We start from the raw sequence: 16,884 nt of genomic DNA, 5'->3' as shown, positions 1-16,884 counted from the left end.
ATCCCATGAAGGATCTACTTTATTTCGTCCGGCGATTTTACCAAGTTTCCGGATTTAAGCTGTTTTTTACGCTGGTAATGACGTTTATAATCAGCTGTTTGGATGGAATTGGCATTTATTTCATTATTCCACTATTAGGTTCAATTCAAGTTATTGGGATGCAGAGCGTTAACCAGATACCGGTCGTATCATCCATGCTGGCATATATGCAGTCTTTGCATTTTCCCGTTCACTTGCCTGTCATTCTTGCTATCTACGTCGTTGTGGTGGGAGGACAAGCGATCCTGCAGAAACAGCAGACCGTAATGAATGCAAGCATGATGCAGGCTTATATTCGAACGCTTCGCAATGAGCTTTACCGGGGGCTGCTTTCTGCCAAATGGGAATTTTATCTGTCAAGACGAAAATCGGATTTTAATCAAGTGCTTGCAGATGAAATGGAACGTGTGACGTATGCCGTTGGTTTATCGATTCAAATGGTCTTATCCTTTGCGTTTACAGCGATTCAGATTGGGCTGGCATGCTGGATTTCCCCTTTGCTAACAGCTGTTGTCCTTCTGTTTGGCGGTTTGCTTGCCTTATTTTCAAGAAAATTTATGCATCAATCCAAGCGGCTTGGTGAAAAAACAACAGAACTTTCGCAAAAATATTATGCCGGAATTTATGATCATTTCAGCGGTATAAAGGATATTAAAAGCAATCAATTAGAACAGCCGCATATTTATTGGTTTAACCAAATTAGTCGCAATATGGAAAATAATGCAATTCAGATGATCAAGATGAACACGACATCACAGCTTATTTATAAATTAGCGTCATTAGTATTGATTGCCGGTTTTGTTTATTTAGCTTTAAATGTTTTTTATACTTCTCCGGAACAATTAATTGTTACCGTATTAATCCTTTCCCGCTTATGGCCAAGATTCGTTGGCATTCAAAACAATTTTGAACAATTATATGCCAGCTTCTCTGCATTCCGCACCGTCAGAGAACTTCAAGCTGATTATGCAGAGCAGAAAGAACCGGGTCATTCACACGGGGGAAGTTCCGGCCGCCCAGAACCGGGAGCAATTCAATGCACGAATGTGTACTACCGGTATAATTCGAACGATTCCCATTATGCGCTGAAAGCTATCAATCTTTATATACCTGCTAAAAAGATGACCGCCATCGTTGGAAAATCGGGAGCTGGCAAAAGCACGCTGGTTGATCTTCTAATGGGGCTTATTCATCCCGAAAGCGGCCAGGTTTATTATGCCGGAGGTTCACTGCTAGAAGAACAGCAGCTGCTTGCTTTACGCAGCGCAATTGGTTATGTCCCGCAAGATCCGTTTCTATTTCATGACAGCATCAGAGAAAATTTAAAGCTGGTTGACCCATACGCCACTGACCGCGAGTTGTGGGAGGCGCTGCGGTTTTCGGCTTCCGAGGAGTTTGTCCGCAATCTTCCGGATGGGCTGGATACGGTAATTGGGGATCGCGGCATCCGCTTGTCGGGCGGGGAACGCCAACGTATCGTGCTGGCAAGAGCAATCTTGAAGAAGCCGGCTATTCTGGTACTGGATGAAGCAACCAGCGCATTGGACAGCGAAAATGAACGCCGGATTCAAGCGGCTTTAGACGGCCTTAAAGGTCAAATGACGATTATCGTAATTGCTCACCGGCTTTCTACGATTCGCCACGCTGATCAAGTTATTGTTTTGGAGAAGGGCGAAATTATTCAGCAAGGCGGGTATGAGCAGCTTGCCCAAGAAAGTAAAGGAGTTTTCAAGCAGCTGCTTAATTATCAAACGGGGGCTTAGAGACAAAAAGGCGGTCAAACGAAGAGGGTCCAGGACTTCCTTCGTTTGACCGTTTCTAATTTTTAGAAATAAAGAAAGCGCTTCCCAATGAACGGAAGCGCTTTCTTTTTCGGGATAAATTAAGATGGATCATCCGTATTCCATGGATTTCCACCAGGATGTTTTCCAGGTTTATGACCGGGTTTGTCATGGCCTTTACCGCCGCCGTGATCATTACCATGTCCTTTGCCAAAGGGATCAAATCCGCCAAATCCAAACATAGTGGATCTTACATCAAGGACTTCCAGTTCGGGTGACAGCCATTCCTTTTTGTGCATGTTCCCATCTCCTTAATAGTGGATGAAGCGCTTCCAAAATAGAAACTACCTCAGGGGAAAAATAGTACTTATGTCTATACAGGAGGGAAGATATTAGTTCTAAGGCAGGAATCTATTGGAGTTGCTATAATCATATTATCACAGATGATACAAAATGTAACTATGCTGCTTCATGAAAAATTCAAAAAGTTGAACAAATTCTGGCACCCCGTTGACGATTCGTCGTGTCTTCTGTAAATCTATTGACAATCCCATCCAACACATGGTAAATTTGTCTCAAATCTTACCACGAACGGAAGCACCGTTAAGGCATGCAGCTTAAAGCTGTATCCTTGGCGGTGCTTTTTTTGCGTTTGTGTGTTCGTATATGACCAGAGGAGGTGCCAGTTGACTAATGCGCTATCAAATTGCGGTTGCGGTCAGAGAAGCGGAATATGCACGCCGGCTTGTCGAGTATGTGCGCTTAAGCCCGTTTGCCGAGAAATGGCAGCTGCTTGTATTTACGCAGCCGGACGCCCTTATCCGACATCTGCAAAGCGGTTATCCGCTTGATTTATTGGCTGCACAGCCGCCGCTGCTGGAAGCTGCAAAACCTTATTTGCCGGCAAATGTTCCGTCAGCGTCTTTAGTTGCGAATCTACGCACGGAAGAGCGGATGCCGCAGCTGCTGCAGTATCAGCCGCTCCCTGATTTGCTCAGAGGTTTTGCCGCCATGCTGGAATCGGAGGGGCTGGCACGAACGGATTCAGCGGGCGGCCAGACGGTTGTAACAGTATGCTCTGCAGCCGGACGGACGGGGAAAACGACGTTTGCCCTTCATTTGGCGCAAGCAGCAGCTGTTCATAACCGGCAGCCTTTTTATTTGAATTTGGAGCAGTGGAACGGTTCCGCTGTTCAGCTGCAGCCTGTTTCCGGAGGCGGGGAAGCCGCGGGAGGACTGTCACAGTTGCTGTATGAAGTGCAGGCGAATGCGGAGAAAGCTGCGGAATGGCTGGTAAAACATGCGGTACGCCATCCTTACTGGAGAACAGCCTACATGGACTCTTGGAGCAATCAGGAGGACCGGACGACGCTTGGCGCTTCCCATATTTCGTCTCTGGTCGAAACCATTGCGAAAGCCGGTTATGACTATATTGTCATTGAAGCGGATGAACGTATGGACGATAGCAAGCTGGCGCTTTTGGAGTTGAGCAGCCGGGTCGCATGGCTTACGAATACAGACGGAATTACACATAGCAAAAATGAACTGGCGCTTCACTACGCAGAGCAGCAATGGCCCGAACGGTTTCAGCGGATAAAGCCCAAAATCGAATGGGTGAACAGCCAGGCGGATGTCAGGCATCCGCTTGTTTTGCCCCCATCCTGCAGACTGTCTGCCGAGCTGCCGGATATCCGGCAGTGGCGGCATGCTTGTGCGGCGCAATCGCTGGAAAGCCCGCTGTACCGGGCAGCGGTGGAGAAGCTGTTTACAGCATGGGCGAAAGGAGGGATGGAGGTTGCTGCTCAGCGATGAGACGGTGCTGGAGCTGAGGGAGCGCATCCGGCAGCAGATTGATTTCAGCGGTGCATTATCCGACGATGGTTTGATCCGGCTTGTTGAAAAAAATGTATTTCAATGGTCTGAACGCAATCCGATAACGGCAGGCGATAAGGTCAAGCTTGTAAAACGTTTGTATCATTCGTTCCGGGGACTCGATATTTTGCAGCCGCTTATGGAGGACGCTACCGTCACGGAAATTATGATTAATCATCATGAGGAAATATTTATTGAACGCAACGGGAAGCTGTCCAAGCTGCCGATGGTGTTCGAAAGCAAGGAGCGGCTGGAGGATTTGATCCAGACGATTGTGGCGGGCGTAAACCGCGCAGTGAATGAATCGGCTCCTATTGTGGACGCCAGGCTGAAGGATGGTTCACGTGTACATGTCGTTTTGCCTCCGATTGCGTTAAGAGGGCCGGCAGTTACGATCCGTAAATTCCCGGACAAACCGCTTACGGTTCATCAGCTTGTAGAGCTCGGGACACTGACAGAGGAAGCGGCCGAGCTTCTGTGCAGTCTTATAGCAGCCCAATATAACCTGTTTATTAGCGGCGGGACAGGTACGGGCAAAACGACTTTCCTTAATGCGCTTTCGCAGTATATTCCTTCGGACGAGCGCATCATTACGATCGAGGATTCGGCCGAGCTGCAGATTCGAACGGTACCAAACCTGGTTTCGCTGGAGACAAGGAATGCCAACACGGAAGGGAAAGGAGAAATTACGATTCGTGAATTGATTCGAGCTTCGCTCCGGATGCGCCCAAGCCGCATTATTGTTGGCGAAGTGCGGGGAGGAGAGGCGCTCGATATGCTGCAGGCTATGAATACCGGCCATAGCGGCAGTATGTCCACAGGGCATGCGAATGGCGCCAAGGATATGCTCGCAAGGCTGGAGACCATGACGCTGAGCGCGGCGGACATGCCGATTCCGGTTATACGCCAGCAGATCGCATCCGCTTTGGATATTTTGGTTCATTTGAGCAGGCTGCGCGACGGTTCCAGGCGGGTTACGGAAATATGTGAAGTGCTGGGCGTAGTTCAGGGGGAAATCCAATTAAACACGCTCTATCGTTTCGAGGAGGAAGGGGAACGGGACGGGCGTCTTATCGGCAGTCTGCAGCCGATCGGCGATGGGCTGCAGCATACAGAGAAACTTCAGATGGCGGGTCTTTACCGCAGCATGAAAGGAAGTACAGCGTCATGAGCCGCGGGGAACAGCCGGTTTCGGGGAAGCTTCGGGCGATCCGCGGCGGGGGCAGTGGCCGTCCTCCATCCAATACTCAGTGTACCAGCCGCCTATCCCAATTAAAGCTGTATTGGTTCGGCGAAGTTTTAGAGCAGCAAACAGGCCAAGACCGGCACCGGGAGCTGGTTGATTATAACCAATACCGCTTGACACGCAGGCAGATGGCTCAGTCGTTGCTGGCCGGCTGCGGAATAGCGGCTGCGGCGGCATATTTGTTTTATCATAATGTGCTGATTGCGCTTGTACTGAGTGTGGCCGGCTTTGCAGCGCCAAGGCTGTACAGGCAGTCGCTTCTAAAAAAACGGAAAAACCGGCTTCAGCTGCAATTCAAGGAGGCATTGTATTCGATCACCTCTTCGCTTGCTGCGGGGAGATCCGTTGAGAACGCTTTTGTGGCCGCCCTGCAAGATTTAAAGCTGTTGTATCCGGATCCCCGTACGGAGCTGATTGTGGAATTTCAAGTGATTCGCAACCGGCTGGACAATGCGGAGCCGCTGGAGCAGGCTTTGCAAAGTCTGGCCGGACGGGCCGGAATTGATGATTTGAAGCAATTTGCCGATGTGTTTGCAGCGTGTAAGCGCTCTGGCGGCGATCTGATTGAAGTTATGAAAAGAACCTCGCAAACGATAGGCGAAAAACTGGACGTCCTGCAGGAGATTGCGGTTATGGTTGCGCAAAAAAGGCTGGAAGCCCGCATTATGATGGCGGTTCCTTTTGTCTTTCTTGGTTTTTTGGGAGTCGCTGCTCCGGACTATATGGCTCCGCTCTACAGCGGCGCGGGGTATTTGCTGCTGACGCTTATACTTGCGTTTCTTCTGTTTCTGTTTTGGTTAATCGGCAAAATGATGAACATTCGGGTGTAAAGGGCTGTCGCGAATGATTGTATTCCCGCTATTGCTGACGGTGTTATGGCTGGTCTTGTGCGGCCGGCGTGCTTTACAGGCTGCTATCCGCCAATTAAACAGTGCCGCGCGGAACAAGGCTGCTGGCCGTTCGGGAAGCAGGCACGCTTTTAAAGAGCTGCTGCTCGTTCAGCCGTTTCATGAAGCGATGGAAAGATGGGCGCTTTATGATCGCTTCCAGCTTCAGCTTGGAAGCTGCCATACGAAGCTGCTGGTGCTAAAAGGCAGAAGCTGGACGCTTGAACGGACCAAACTTCAGGTTGCGGAAGCAGTTGCTTACGCTTATGCGGCTGTTACAGCCTGCACGTTTTTAAGTGTTATTACAAGTGAGCTGCTGCTGATATTGATTGGGTTTATCGCAGGATTGCTGCTGGCGGTTCGGCCTTTTATGGAGGCGGGGCGGCTAGTCGAGCGGCGCAAGCAGGAAATATTGCTGGAGCTGCCGGAGACGATCAGCAAGCTGCTGCTGCTCGTCAGCGCAGGGGAAACGACGCTGCGGGCTATGGCACGCTGTCTTGATGGCAAAGATGCGGAACAGCATCCGCTGTACCGGGAATGGCGCACCGTCGTGTTGGCGCTTCAGAACGGGGATTCCTTTAGCACGGCGATTGAACGTTTCAACCGCAGCTGCGCTGTACAGGAAGTTTCGGTATTTACAACGGTGCTGCTGCTGAATTACCGCAGGGGCGGCGAACATTTTACGCTTGCGCTGCGCGAATTATCATACGGCCTGTGGGAGAAGAGGAAGGCTGTTGCCCGTTCGCGCGGCGAAGAAGCCTCTTCGAAGCTTGTTTTTCCGCTGGTTGGCATTTTACTTTCATTAATGGTGCTGGTGGCTGCTCCGGCGGTCATGATGATGTGAACTTTTACATTTTTATTATTGAGTAGCGGGGAGAGAAGATCATGAAAAAGCTGGGGAAGTTTTGGCGGTCGGAGTCCGGGCTAGGGACGCTGGAAGTGATTCTAATTATCGCGGTGGTCATTATTATCGCCTTATTATTTAAGGATTGGATTATTAAGCTGGTCAAAAAACTGATGGGGAAAGCGGATGATCAAGCGGACAGTATCTTTGATTAACCGGCTGAAACATCTGGCAGGCAGCGAACGGGGAAGCTTTACGCTCGAATCAGCGGTTGTAATGCCGCTTTTGCTGCTGCTTGTCTTAAGTTTTATATTGCTGGGCGTATACGCCTACCAGAAAATCATTTTGTACGATACGGCTGCCATGACGGCGGAACGCGCCGCATTCGGCTGGGATAACAGCCATCGCGAGGCGGCTACCGGGATCGCCCCTGCGGGGAGTTATGACAGCCTTTATTGGCGCGTTGGTGATGACGGCATGCTTGAATCCGTATTTGGATTGAAATCCGAAAGCGCGCCGTACTCGCTGACGATTCCGTCTTCTGACGCCAATAAAGCGCAGCCGGAGGACAACGCTTCGCTTGCGCTGCGGAAGCTTGGCCAGGCATCCCAATGGCTGGAGGATATGCAGCCCCTGTTTCAGGGACAAGCATTTTACAACCGGGGCATCATGCATCGGGAAGTGCAGGTGAAGCTTTTGCTGCCGGTGACGATGCCCATCCTTGAAACTATGCTCGGCAAGCAGGAGCCAGAGGCGGCAGCCTCTGCCAATGTCGTAGATCCGGTAGAATTTATTCGCAGTGTAGATATAGCCCGTTATTACGGGACAAAGTGGAGCAAAGGTTTATTTACCAAAAAGGATGCAGGCGCAGTGTTGGCAGCCTATACCGGCAAGAGGCAAGAGGCTCCGGCTTCCTGATTGGCTTGTAGGAGGGGATAAGTTGATAGATTCAAGCTTCCTGAGCGCAAAAGGAAAGGCAATAAAGGAGCTTTTGTTTCAACGGAACGGGGTTGTCACGATATTTGCTGTGGTTGTTTTGTCCGCTTTGTTGCTTTTTGTTTCCGTGTTTATAGATTACGCCCGGATTGCGCTTCTGAATACAATGACGGAGAACGCCGCCCGCGCAGGCGTCCGTTCGGTCTTATCCGCTTATGACGAGGCACTATATGAGAGATATGGCTTGTTTGGCCGCGGGGGTACAAGCAGTGATGCGATTTACAGGCAGACGGTAGACAATAATCTGGCATCCGGCTCGTATGCAAGCAGGTCGCCGGTCCTTCGGATGGTGCGGCCTGTCTTGGAGCGCACACAAATGAACCCGGCTTCTACTCTGGGTGATCATACGGTATTCCGGCGGCAAGTGCTGGAAGAAATGAAATATAAAGCCCCGGTAGATTTTACGCTGGAGCTGGCAAAAACCTTTATGCCTTTGTCGGATGCGATGAAAGAAGCAACCGTTACCGTAGGGATGCTGGAGCAGCTGAAAAAGCTTTATGAAGCAAGGCAAGAGAAGCTGGACCGGGTGCTCGGATTACAGCAGGCGGCAGCAAAAGCATTTTCGGACAGCAAGCTTGGCAAACTTGTGCCGGCCGATATAGGCAAGCTGCAGGATGGCGCTCCGGATACAGCCATTGGGATTGCCCGAAACTATAAAGGTTTTGCAGAACAAGCGCTAGCGCTTGAATCGCAGAAGGATGCGCCGGATACTGTCGTCTCGGACAATCTGGCATCTTACCGCAAACAAGCGGACAAGCTGCTTTCCCGGCTGAAGCCGGAAAGCGATGCGGTTATGAAGCAGCATGCGGAATTGCAGGTTGAAGCGGTTCAAGCATTAGCGGACGCGGAGCGTCTAAACGGGCAGATGCAGCAGATTTACGATCAGGCGGAGCAATCAGCCGACATTTCAGGCTATAAGCAGGCAGCCGCTGCTGATGGTTCTTCCTCTCAGTTAGCGGGTTCTGCAGTTCCTTCCGGGCAGCTATCCGATATGCAGGAAATTCGCAGCATGGGGGACGAGGTTATTTTGCCTGCGAGCTGGTTCGAGGAATACCGCAATGAACTGTCGGAGCAGGCGGCAGCCTATGCTTCATTGGATATGGAGATCGGCGGCTTCAGCGCCAATTTGTCCGACGGGCTGGCGCATCCCGCTGTCCCAAACGATCTATTGCTGGAAGGCGCCTTAAATATGCGAGTCGCTTATGAACAATATGACGTTCAATATGTTAAAGCGGGTTCCAAGCTTGATCAACGCAAAAGCAAACTTTCGGATCAAGGCGTATCTGAACAGCTGAAGCAGCAGCAAGCGCAGCTCTCCTCATTATGGAAGCAGTCCCGTGCTTTCCTTCATACGTTAACCGTACTTCCGCAAAATGACGAAAATGTACGGACGTTTCAGGAGGTTCAGGCATTATATCAAAGTAATCTGCGGTTTAACGAGATGCTTCGTGCAAGTCTTCCATCCGGCGATGCGGATTCCAATCAGAAAGCTGAAGAACAATCCGCCGCAGCTGCCGGGTTAAACGAAAGCCCGCCGGCTGCAGAAACATCGGATACGGATAACAGACAGCACGCGGATAACACGCAAAGCGCGGACGAAGAGGCCGATGCGTCTTTTTCGCTTATGAATGGCATATTTGGCGGGGTGGGCGACATGCTTGTGAAGGCGAGGGATACCGTCTATTTCAGTGAGTATGCAGCCGGCCGCTTTACTTCTTTTAGTCCGCAAAATATAAAAGCAGCTGTTGCAAACGGGGATACGGCAGAGCTTGCGCAGGGCGTCACTTTAAGCAATCAGGAGCTGGAATACATCATTTATGGCATGGTGAACCCGGCTGCCAATATCGCTGCCGCTTACAGCGAGCTGTTTGCTGTCCGTTATGCAGTCCGGACGATGGAGGGGCTGTCGGTATGCAAAACCGCAGGCCATCCGCTTCTCATTTTATCCTGTTCTTTGCTTTACGGAGTGGAAAAAACAGCAGAGGATATTCATTCCTTTGTGGAGCATGGTTCAGCCCCGTTATCGAAGTATGTGCAAGCACAGGTGTCTTATTTGGATTATTTACGATTGTTTTTAATGCTTCATGGAGCGGGTGGAGACAAGCAAGTGTCCCGGATGTCGGCGGTTATTGAGCATAATACCGGAGCGGAACTGGCCTCCGTGCCGGCTGCGCTTACCGGAGAGACAACCGCATCGGTTTCACTATGGTTTTTGCCCGGCGTTATGCGGCTGCTGGGTACAGCCGGCCTGCTGGACGGGAAGGTGAACGATAACCGCTATGAAACAACCAAAACGATTGGATGGTCTTATGAGTAATCGGCAATCAGCGGGCAGTTGCTCTTGCCGTAAGCTAAGCCATGGCGGCATAAACCGCCGGCCGAATGAACGAGGCAGCATTGTTGTGGAGGCGGCTTTGGTGATGCCTCTGCTGCTGCTGGTTATGGTCTTTTTTATCGTGCTGATTCGGGTATGCGCTGTACAGCTTGGAGTTCAATCGGCTGCGTCACAGACCGCCCGGCAAATCGCAGCTTATATTCATCCGGCGGATTTGGCATTTCAGCAGATCAGCGGCAAGCTTCCTTCCGGGATAGGGTCAACGGCGCTGCCGGATGGCAAACTTTCCGGATGGAGTTCGATTGCCGGTCAAGCGGCGGAATGGCTGCCGGATCCGGCTGGAACGATCGCTTCGGCGGTTGTCCAGGGGGATTGGTCGCCCGTAGAAGATCTGGCGGCAACGGAGCTCGGACGCACCATTGTTGAGCCGTTGCTTCGCAAGTATGCGAATTCGACGGTCCTTGACCCCGCCCGTATGAAACTGTATCGCCTTACGCTTCCCGATCTGAAGAACAAACAGCAGCCTTATGTGTCCATAACGGCCGAGTATGTGTTACCCTTCCGGTTTCCGTTTATGAACACGCCGCTGATTTTTCGTGAACAAGCTGCGGAGCGGGTATGGGTAAGCGATGCGCTGCCTGCCAAACGGGTTGATCCGGCGGATGGGGAGGCTGTGCCGATCCGCATTATATCAATACAGCCATCACCGGTATATCCGGGACAGCGGGCTACCGTCGTTGCGCTCACGAATCCGGGGGCTTCAGCTTCTTTAACTGTGACTTATAAAAGCGGAAATAGCATAGCCAAGCATTTAGGACAAGCAGCGGCTGACCATGACGGCTACGTAAGCTGGACATGGCTTGTAGGCGGCAACACTACGGCGGGAGTGTGGGAAATGACTGCCGAATCAGCTTCAGGAATAGAGGCTTCGATGAATTTCGTTGTAGACAAAAAAAAGAATGATTAAAGCAGGCTCCATCATACCGGAGCAAAGGAGAGGATTGCGAATGGCGACAGTTGCCGCAGCGATATTGCTGGCTGCCGCATTCATCACGGATCTGCGGAAACAGATTATTCCTAACTGGCTTAATTTGTTTTTTAGCGGGGCAGGTTTACTATATCATCTCGCTGCAGGCGGATGGGCAGGCGGCCTGTCGGCGTTTGAAGGGATGGCAAGCGGAGCAGGTCCGCTGCTGCTGTTATATTTGTTCCGGGGGATAGGGGCAGGGGATGTAAAACTATTTGGAGCGCTGGGTGTATGGGTTGGCGTTATTCCAGTCCTTCAGGTGTTGTTATATTCGATTTTGTATGCGGGGCTTATCGGAATTGTATTCGTTATAGTAAATAAGCCGTTAGCAAAGCGGATGGTTACAGGAGCGATAGCGCTTGTTGTCCCCGGCATGAATATGAGCCGCCAAGGCTGGATGGCCTGGGCAAGCGGAGGACGGACATTTCCATTTATGCTCGCCGTTCTGCCGGGTGCTTTAACGGCATGGCTATATGTTTAATCCATACGATAGAAAGGAGGGGCTGATGTTGAACAAACTGGTTGTTGATTTTTCAATGGCCCGCGGGCATGAGATGCTCATAGAGCGGGAAGGGGGCTTCCGGCGCGAGCATCTGGAAGAAGTGGAGCTGCATATGCTGCAGCAATATAAAATGCCGCGTTTGCTGGACGTAGACTGGCTTGAGGTGAACGGTATTTTTACGTTTCGTTATAACCTGGAAGGCCGCAAGCTGCTTCGTCATAAGCTTCAGCTGCAGCCGATTACGATGCAGCAGTTTTATGAGCTGCTGCTGGCGGTTGTGGAAGCGCTCGATGAATGCAGGCACTATATGCTGCGTCCGGAAGGCTGCTTGCTGTCGCACGCCTATTTATTTGCAGGCGAGCAGCTGACTGACATCAAGCTTGCTTATTTGCCCTTGAAGGCCACTGCCGGAACGGAAGGTTACGGGGATTTAATGTCATTGCTTGTAGGCTGGAGCGCTTATATCGACGAAATGGACGGAGCCGGCTTTCAGAAGCTGCTGCAGCATTTGAATACCCGCAGTTTGTCCTGCCAAGAGCTGCGAGCAGCTCTGCTCGAGCTTATCGGGGAAAGCTTGCCGGTCCGGATGAATGTAAGGCAGCTGCGTAATGCCTCCGGCCGGGCGGCGGCATCTGCTGCGAGCCGGGCGGCGCAAGATGCCTGGAACGATACGGATAAGATCCATATTGCGAGCGCCAAAGGCGCGCCGGTGCAGGACGTTTCGTTCAAAGAGCACGACGTGGTGCAGGTGCAGGAACCTTTATCACTTTTGGAATATGGCGATGCGGATAGTCCGCATGAAGACGTTTTGGAAGATGAACCGATGGGCTGGGAAATGAATGACGAAGCGAAGCCGGCCAATCCTAACCGCATTAAATGGATGCTTTCGGCGGCTGTTGTTTTAACGGATGCGCTAATTTGGAGGTATATGTACCTCGGGTCACAAAGCCAAAGCGGGTTATTCATCTGCTGCGGGCTGACGCTGCTGGCAGCAGCGGGATTGCTCTTTATTTGGCGAAAGCCAAACGAGGGGGATTCCGCAGCGCACCGGGAGCTGTACGCGGCCCATGATCATGATGAAATCAAGCCGCGGCTGCTTTTGCCGGATGAGGAACCGTTTCTTTCATCCGCTTCCTCTGAAATGTCCTACACTCCCGGCCAGGCTCCCCGCTGGACCTACGGCCAATCCGCAGAAAAATCTGCTTTGGCCGGGTTATCTGCAAGCGGGGCTGCAGCCAGGAGTAATGATCAGCCCATAACTGACATGCCGCTTCGTTCAGGAGACGTCTCGCAGGCTTGGCATCAATATGAAGACCCGTTCCGTATCGCGGCTGAGGAAGCTGCTGCGGCGGCCGAGCCGGGGACAAGCGGATTAAAATGGCATGATGCAACGGAATATTTGGGAGCAGCTAAACAGGAGAATGGCACGGGTAAACAGACCGATTCGGGATTCGCCCTATACCGGGAATGGAACGGCAGCGAGCAAAAGCTGGCTTGGGACGGCGAGCTGTTTATGGTCGGCAGGTCGGACAAGCAGGTTCATTACACGGATACCGCAAGCGGCATCTCCCGGCTCCATTTTGAAATCGAACCCGGGGATGAGCCATTCACCTATTCGGCAAAGGACCTTGGTTCCAGGAACGGCACCTGGCTGAACGGCGAAGTGATGATTCCGTATAAACAGTATCCGTTTGCAAGAGGGGACATCATTCAGCCGGCAGGACTTAACGGCCCTAAATACTTTATGAAGTGATGGCAGGAATGAGTCGGCATCGCTGGCTGGAAAAATAGAAAACGCCCGGCTCCATGATCGTTTAAGATGATGGAGCCGGGCGTTATGCTGAGGCTGCTGCCTTGTTATTTGCTGGCTTCAATTTTCGTCAGCCACAGCTGAACGACGTTATCGGTTTTTTTCTCGACATATTCAAATTTCACTTTTGCATCATCATCAATTGCATTCACTTGATCCGACAGGGAATCTTCGAATTGATAGGATTGTGCACCCTGTGCGGAATCAATTTCAACGGTATGCGTATCTGCCAGACCTACGAATGTGCCTTCAGCCTGAATGGGCGTTGCGTCTGCCGGCGCTTTGCCTACATCCGTTGCGGGTGCACTCGTCTCGGTATTAGTTGCAGTTCCATTGTCAGGCGAAGCCGGTTCGGGGTCGCTAATTCCGTTGCCCGAGTCCGTTGCGGTTGGCTCCACGCTTACAACCGGCGTTGGTTCGGCGCTTGGCGAACCTTGTGCGTTGTTGTTATTGCTGCTGCCATCGCTGCAGGCCGCTGATACAAGCATCACTGTTATAAGGATGGCGCTTGCACCAATCGTGCGGGCTTTTTTGTTTTGTTTCAGTATGTTCATTTTCGTCCCCTCCTGCTGTTTTTAACGCAAACGACTGTTAAAAGTTTCAGTTTTTCTTATATACCTTTCGTTGCAAGATTTGAAACTCGGTACGTATGAGAAGTTATATGTAGGTCAACCCTTTGATATAAACAGGAAAATAGAATCTATGATGCGGGAGTCTTGGTGTAAGAGAATCGGAGATCAAAACTATTTGTTCAGCAGATGTTTATAGGGCGTGTAGTCGATGCCGTTGCGGTTAAGAAAGCTTACGAGACTTTTATAATCGCGCGCAGGGGTTGCACGGATGTATCCTTCGATGCAATGCGACTCGGTCACTTCGTTTGCCCCGGATTCGATGGCAACCTCGCCGATTTTGGCTGCGATGGAATGTTTGGCGATGTCGCGGAAAGGGCCGGGCACAGGGGATACCAGCATGTCCAGAAATTGCTTGGATTCCTCCGTCCATAAACTGCGGCTGCGCTCTACCCAGTAATTTTGCCAGTCGAGCTTGGACTTGCCGTCCTGCTTCGGGAGCACTTTCAGAAACTTGCGGAACATAAAAAATCCGCCGATTGCCATAGCGCCAACCATTACGATCGCCCAAAAAATAATGAAAAACATAAACCAGTCAGGAGCTGATTTCATCGTCTTCATTCACCTCGACATGAATTATACCGTATTCCTAGATTTATTTCGACATTCCTTGTAAAATAAGGTTTGATTAACCGAAAGGGGCGTTTAACGCATGATAAAAATCGGTTCCCATGTATCATTTTCGGACAAGGGGTTGCTGACGGCAACCAAGGAAGCTGTGTCTTACGGCTCAAGCAGTTTTATGATCTATACCGGCGCGCCGCAAAATACGAGACGCAAGCCGATTGAAACGTTATATATTGAAGAAGGCAAAGCAGCGATGGAAGCAGCAGGCATCGGTGAAATTGTCGTGCATGCTCCTTACATTATTAATCTCGGTTCGTATAAGGACGATACGTTTGAACTGGCCGTCCGGTTTCTTCAGGAGGAAATCCGCCGCACGGATTATATCGGCGTTAACAATATTGTCCTCCATCCGGGCGCTTATACCGACAAAGATGCGGAATATGGCATCGGCCGAATCGCGGAAGGCTTAAATGAGGTGCTGGAAGGCACCAAAGATACGAACGTGAACATTGCGCTGGAGACGATGGCTGGCAAAGGCACGGAAATTGGACGCAGCTTCGAAGAACTGGCTTCCATTATTGACAAGGTTAAATATAATGAGCGTTTGACGGTATGTATGGACACCTGCCATATGCATGATGCGGGTTACAATCTGACCGGCGATCTGGACGGAGTGCTGGAGCAATTCGACCGCATTGTCGGTCTGGACCGCGTCGCTGTTGTCCATATTAACGATTCCAAAAATCCGCAAGGCGCCGGCAAGGACCGCCATGCTCCGATTGGGGCAGGTTATCTAGGCTTTGAAACGGTGCGCAATATCGTTCACCATGACGCGCTGAAAGGCCGACCTTTTATTCTCGAAACGCCTTGGATCGGCAAAGTGGACAAAAAAGAACGCCCGATGTACGAAGCTGAAATTGCGCTTTTGCGCGGTGACGCTATGGAGCGTTTCGGCGGCGATTTCTTTGACCATGTAGAGCGGCTGCATCATTTCTTCGGCAAGCAGGATATTGATCCGCGCATGTTTGTGCTCTCCACCTGGGAGCTGCTGAAAAATGACGCCAAAGCGAAAAAAGCCGACCCTCGCGAGCCGATGGAACGATTGTACGATTTGCTGGAGGGCAGCGGCGCGCTTCCATCGGATATGACCGAAGAGCAGCTGAACCATCGGATTACCGCGTGGTTTGCCGGCAAGGAACTGCTTGTGAACGCCTAACGGGCGTTTGCAAGCGGTATGCTTGCTTTCTTTTTGCATCATTTCTTTTATCGGGATTTTAGGTACGCATTTATATAGAAGGAAGGAAGTTAAACGAACATGCCATCTTCATCCGATATGACAACCCAGCCGGCTTTGGACAAGGCCGGCCGCGCCCGCATGCTCATCTCCTGCCCGGACCGTCCGGGCATTGTGGCTGCAGTGTCGCAGTTTTTGTATGAGCACGGCGCTAACATCGTCCAGTCCGATCAATATACGATGGACCCGGAGGGCGGAATGTTTTTTATCCGCTTTGAATTTGATTTGACCGACCTGGAGCAGGAGCTTCCGGTGCTTGTGGAGGATTTCGCCAGAGTGGCGGACCGTTTCGAGATGAAATGGAATATATTCCGCGCAAGCCGCAAAAAACGCATTGCGATTTTTGTATCCAAAGAGGATCATTGTTTGTCCGAGCTGCTGTGGCAGTGGAAAGCGGGAGATCTGGACGCGGAAATCGCCATGGTGGTCAGCAACCATGAGGATATGCGCGGGCAGGTGGAATCGTTTGGCATTCCGTATCACCACATCCCGGTAACGGCTGAGACGAAAGGCGAAGCAGAGCGCAAGCAGTTGGAGATTGTTATGGGCAAAGCAGACCTGATCGTGCTGGCGCGCTATATGCAAATCATTTCGCCGAAGTTTATTGAGCAGTTTCCGAACCGCATCATCAACATCCACCATTCTTTCCTTCCGGCATTTATCGGTGGCAACCCTTATAAGCAGGCATACCAGCGCGGCGTGAAAATTATCGGGGCGACCGCCCATTATGTAACGGAGGAGCTTGACGGCGGACCGATTATCGAGCAGGACGTGCAGCGGGTAACTCATCGCGACAATGTGACCGAACTGAAGCGGATTGGCCGTACAATTGAGCGTGTCGTATTGGCCCGTGCCGTGAAATGGCATATTGAAGACCGGATCATTGTGCATCAGAACAAAACAGTTGTGTTTAATTAGGCCAAAAGCGGCAGAATAAGGCGGGGAGAACAACGCGGGGCTGGCGTTTTTCCTAGGATTGGAAAATAAAAAGGGACAATGGTACAATACAAAAAGCCATGTGCTTAGAACTTTGCGCGTTTTTAAAAAGATAAGAG

General features: G+C 51.0%; 16 protein-coding genes. 13 read left to right on the top strand and 3 right to left on the bottom strand.

Going from position 1 to position 16,884, the window contains the following annotated elements; translation table 11 throughout:
- The first annotated feature begins 5 nt into the window (after window positions 1-5).
- Complete coding sequence (locus tag ET464_RS10370; protein WP_129440647.1) at window positions 6-1,802, top strand: ABC transporter ATP-binding protein; 1,797 nt, start codon at window positions 6-8, stop codon at window positions 1,800-1,802.
- A 119-nt stretch (window positions 1,803-1,921) separates the two neighbouring features.
- Here ET464_RS10370 and ET464_RS10365 read toward each other — a convergent pair whose 3' ends face one another.
- Entirely contained in the window at window positions 1,922-2,119 is a 198-nt protein-coding gene (locus ET464_RS10365) for a paeninodin family lasso peptide (RefSeq protein ID WP_129440645.1), read from the bottom strand.
- 394 nt (window positions 2,120-2,513) lie between these two features.
- Here ET464_RS10365 and ET464_RS10360 point away from each other — a divergent pair, with 394 nt between their 5' ends.
- From ET464_RS10360 to ET464_RS10315, 10 genes are all read left to right on the top strand, one after another.
- Window positions 2,514-3,632 carry a P-loop NTPase family protein gene (locus ET464_RS10360; RefSeq protein WP_129440643.1) on the top strand — a complete coding sequence of 373 codons (1,119 nt, stop codon included), beginning with the start codon at window positions 2,514-2,516 and terminating at the stop codon, window positions 3,630-3,632.
- Entirely contained in the window at window positions 3,616-4,863 is a 1,248-nt protein-coding gene (locus tag ET464_RS10355) for a TadA family conjugal transfer-associated ATPase (protein ID WP_244226490.1), read from the top strand. Before ET464_RS10360 ends, ET464_RS10355 begins: the two co-directional genes overlap by 17 nt.
- Window positions 4,860-5,768 (top strand): type II secretion system F family protein, encoded by a 909-nt coding sequence (locus ET464_RS10350; protein ID WP_208543847.1) that lies wholly within the window; start codon window positions 4,860-4,862, stop codon window positions 5,766-5,768. Before ET464_RS10355 ends, ET464_RS10350 begins: the two co-directional genes overlap by 4 nt.
- Before the next feature lie 13 nt (window positions 5,769-5,781).
- Window positions 5,782-6,669 (top strand): type II secretion system F family protein, encoded by an 888-nt coding sequence (locus ET464_RS10345; protein ID WP_129440639.1) that lies wholly within the window; start codon window positions 5,782-5,784, stop codon window positions 6,667-6,669.
- 41 nt (window positions 6,670-6,710) lie between these two features.
- The gene (locus tag ET464_RS10340; RefSeq protein WP_129440637.1) at window positions 6,711-6,884 is read left to right on the top strand and encodes a Flp1 family type IVb pilin; all 174 of its coding nucleotides are present in this window, start codon (window positions 6,711-6,713) and stop codon (window positions 6,882-6,884) included.
- The gene (locus ET464_RS10335) at window positions 6,856-7,587 is read left to right on the top strand and encodes a TadE/TadG family type IV pilus assembly protein (RefSeq protein ID WP_129440635.1); all 732 of its coding nucleotides are present in this window, start codon (window positions 6,856-6,858) and stop codon (window positions 7,585-7,587) included. The genes ET464_RS10340 and ET464_RS10335 overlap by 29 nt, the downstream gene beginning before the upstream one ends.
- Window positions 7,588-7,609: 22 nt before the next feature.
- Entirely contained in the window at window positions 7,610-9,982 is a 2,373-nt protein-coding gene (locus ET464_RS10330; protein ID WP_129440633.1) for a TadE/TadG family type IV pilus assembly protein, read from the top strand.
- Between the two features lie 103 nt (window positions 9,983-10,085).
- A complete protein-coding gene (locus ET464_RS10325; RefSeq protein ID WP_244226762.1) occupies window positions 10,086-10,967 on the top strand; it encodes a hypothetical protein in 882 nt (293 codons plus the stop codon).
- A 40-nt stretch (window positions 10,968-11,007) separates the two neighbouring features.
- On the top strand, window positions 11,008-11,508 hold the full coding sequence (locus ET464_RS10320; protein WP_165279970.1) for an A24 family peptidase: 501 nt from the start codon (window positions 11,008-11,010) through the stop codon (window positions 11,506-11,508).
- Between the two features lie 25 nt (window positions 11,509-11,533).
- Window positions 11,534-13,282, top strand: coding sequence for a DUF6382 domain-containing protein (locus tag ET464_RS10315; protein WP_165279969.1), 1,749 nt, complete (start codon window positions 11,534-11,536; stop codon window positions 13,280-13,282).
- Window positions 13,283-13,386: 104 nt separating this feature from the next.
- Here ET464_RS10315 and ET464_RS10310 read toward each other — a convergent pair whose 3' ends face one another.
- Together ET464_RS10310 and ET464_RS10305 are read right to left on the bottom strand one after the other, a co-directional pair.
- Window positions 13,387-13,893, bottom strand: coding sequence for a hypothetical protein (locus ET464_RS10310; protein ID WP_129440624.1), 507 nt, complete (start codon window positions 13,891-13,893; stop codon window positions 13,387-13,389).
- Between the two features lie 189 nt (window positions 13,894-14,082).
- The gene (locus tag ET464_RS10305; protein ID WP_129440622.1) at window positions 14,083-14,520 is read right to left on the bottom strand and encodes a DUF2621 domain-containing protein; all 438 of its coding nucleotides are present in this window, start codon (window positions 14,518-14,520) and stop codon (window positions 14,083-14,085) included.
- A gap of 100 nt (window positions 14,521-14,620) precedes the next feature.
- On the opposite strand from ET464_RS10305, the gene ET464_RS10300 reads away from it, so the two are divergent.
- Entirely contained in the window at window positions 14,621-15,751 is a 1,131-nt protein-coding gene (locus ET464_RS10300) for a deoxyribonuclease IV (protein ID WP_129440620.1), read from the top strand.
- A 99-nt stretch (window positions 15,752-15,850) separates the two neighbouring features.
- A complete protein-coding gene (purU, locus tag ET464_RS10295) occupies window positions 15,851-16,747 on the top strand; it encodes a formyltetrahydrofolate deformylase (protein WP_129440618.1) in 897 nt (298 codons plus the stop codon).
- Window positions 16,748-16,884 lie beyond the last annotated feature (137 nt).

The organism is Paenibacillus protaetiae (assembly GCF_004135365.1).
Lineage (GTDB): Bacteria > Bacillota > Bacilli > Paenibacillales > Paenibacillaceae > Paenibacillus_AP > Paenibacillus_AP protaetiae.
The sequence above is the reverse complement of the archived record's forward strand: the minus strand, read 5'-3'. Positions and strand labels throughout refer to the sequence as shown.